Origin of the sequence: Methyloceanibacter marginalis, from assembly GCF_001723295.1 — a bacterium.
GTDB classification, from domain to species: Bacteria; Pseudomonadota; Alphaproteobacteria; order Rhizobiales; family Methyloligellaceae; genus Methyloceanibacter; species Methyloceanibacter marginalis.
In genome coordinates this window covers 1-1,371 of sequence record NZ_LPWD01000410.1, presented here as the reverse complement: position 1 = coordinate 1,371, position 1,371 = coordinate 1, and the positions used below count along the sequence as shown (strand labels likewise).

The window sequence follows — 1,371 nt, the reverse complement described above, 5'->3', positions numbered from 1 at the left end:
AGGACGAGACTAGGCTACACCGAGCGGCGCTGGGCCTTGCCGGCTTGCGCGAGCGCGTCCGCCGGTTATATGACCGAGCGGTACGGCGTTCGCGTCCGGCCCCGAGCGCATCGTCGTCACCGCGGGCTCTTCCGCGGGCTTTGTACTCGCCTTCCTCGCCCTTCTCGAACACGGTGACGCCTTCGGCCTGCCGTCGCCCGGCTACCCCTGTTACAGGCAGATCCTCAAGGCGCTCGGCTTGCGGCCGCATCTCATCGAAACCTCGGGGCAGGGGCGCTGGATGCCGACTGCGGTGGACGTCGAGCGGCTCGCCGCGGATGGTGCCGCAGGGTTATTGCTGGCGAGCCCAAACAATCCAACGGGCACCATGACGCGCGGCCCCCGCCTGGCTGAACTCGCGAAAGCCTGCGAGCGGCACAAGCTTTGGCTTATTTCCGATGAGATTTACCACGGTCTCGAATACGACGGGCCGGCCGAGACCGCGCTGCAGCACTCGGACACGGCCATCGTGGTCAACAGTTTCTCGAAATATTTCAGCATGACGGGCTGGCGCATCGGCTGGCTTGTGGTGCCGGAAGCCTGACGCGCACCATCGAGCGGCTGGCGCAGAACCTCTACATCTCGCCGCCCGCCATTTCGCAGATCGCCGCCCTCGGCGCCTTCGATGGTCTGGACGAGCTTGAGGAGATTAAGAGCCGCTATGGACGCAACCGCGCCATGCTGCTCGAAGAGCTGCCGCGGGCCGGGTTCGATTCGATCCTGCCCGCCGACGGCGCCTTCTACCTCTATGCAGATATCAGCCGCTATACGGGCGACAGCGCGGCCTTCGCCAAGAACATGCTCCGGGAAACGGGCGTCGCGGCCACGCCCGGCATCGATTTCGATCCGGACCGGGGCAATTGTTACTTACGCCTTTGCTATGCGGGGGCCGAGCACGACATGCGGGAAGCGGCGCGCCGCATCGCGGCCTGGCTCAAGGTGCAATAGATGGAAAAATGGGAGGTGCTGTGCACCTCCCATTGCTTTGAGCACGAAGCGAAGCGTCCTAGCCGCGCGACCACCAGCCTCTGCGGCGTGGCGCAGGCTCGTCGTTCCCCTCGCTTTCGACATGCGCCTCTGCCCGCGGAGCCGGCTCCTCGCGTGAAGCCGCGACGCTGAACGCGGGCTCCGGCGTGCGGCGGGAAGGTGCGTCCTCCTCGCCGGCGGAGTCGTCTTCGCCGTGGGGCCGGGTCTCACGATCCTTGCTTTTCCCACTGCCGTTCGGGCGCTCTTCCCGGGGGGCGGGCCTATCGTCGCCCGAAGACGCCTCTTCGGCGGCGGGCGCGCTCTCTCTGCTCGTCGTCCGGTGTCGCCTGCTGCTCGCTGCTCGCG

General features: G+C 66.8%; 2 protein-coding genes and 1 pseudogene. 2 read left to right on the top strand and 1 reads right to left on the bottom strand.

Going from position 1 to position 1,371, the window contains the following annotated elements:
* Positions 1 to 109 precede the first annotated feature (109 nt).
* Both AUC71_RS22035 and AUC71_RS22030 read left to right on the top strand, forming a co-directional pair.
* The gene (locus AUC71_RS22035; protein WP_280139323.1) at positions 110 to 583 is read left to right on the top strand and encodes a pyridoxal phosphate-dependent aminotransferase; all 474 of its coding nucleotides are present in this window, start codon (positions 110 to 112) and stop codon (positions 581 to 583) included.
* The gene (locus AUC71_RS22030; protein ID WP_083238396.1) at positions 529 to 987 is read left to right on the top strand and encodes an aminotransferase class I/II-fold pyridoxal phosphate-dependent enzyme; all 459 of its coding nucleotides are present in this window, start codon (positions 529 to 531) and stop codon (positions 985 to 987) included. Before AUC71_RS22035 ends, AUC71_RS22030 begins: the two co-directional genes overlap by 55 nt.
* Before the next feature lie 58 nt (positions 988 to 1,045).
* Here AUC71_RS22030 and AUC71_RS20400 read toward each other — a convergent pair.
* Positions 1,046 to 1,371 (bottom strand): annotated as a pseudogene (locus tag AUC71_RS20400) (hypothetical protein); the annotation flags it as partial.